Here is a 429-nt window from a genome sequence, read left to right as displayed (position 1 = left end):
TTCAAAAACATGCTCTGGCTTATGATTGATCACATAGATACAAATATTTGTGTCTAAGAGGTAAATCATTTGAAATCCTCACGTACCTGTTCGCCCTGATCTGCCCGTTCTAACTTGAATCCAACTTCAAACTCGTTTAGAGCTTCTAGCATTACATCCCAAGGATTGTCGATAGGCATCAATAACACACCACGTCCAAAACTTTTAATCGCTACTTCAGTACCATTAAAACGAAATGCTTTAGGTAACCTAACGGCTTGACTTCGACCTGTTTGAAAGACTTTAGCAACTTCCATTTTTTATCTCCTAATAGGATAGGTATCATTGATACATATCTTATCATTAAATAATTTGTAGCGTGTGATTTGTTGTAATTGGTGAATGACTTTAATCCATATTCTAGATGCCCATCCAGGCCTCATCTAAAAG

The 429-nt window shown here is 36.6% G+C and carries 1 protein-coding gene; it reads right to left on the bottom strand.

Annotation, left to right across the window (positions count from 1 at the left end; genetic code table 11):
* Positions 1 to 65: 65 nt before the first annotated feature.
* Positions 66 to 296 (bottom strand): antitoxin, encoded by a 231-nt coding sequence (locus HZ297_RS11865; RefSeq protein WP_005020941.1) that lies wholly within the window; start codon positions 294 to 296, stop codon positions 66 to 68.
* Between the last annotated feature and the right edge of the window lie 133 nt (positions 297 to 429).

Origin of the sequence: Thiomicrorhabdus cannonii, from assembly GCF_013391695.1 — a bacterium.
GTDB lineage: Bacteria > Pseudomonadota > Gammaproteobacteria > Thiomicrospirales > Thiomicrospiraceae > Thiomicrorhabdus > Thiomicrorhabdus cannonii.
This window is presented reverse-complemented; position numbering and strand designations above follow the sequence as displayed.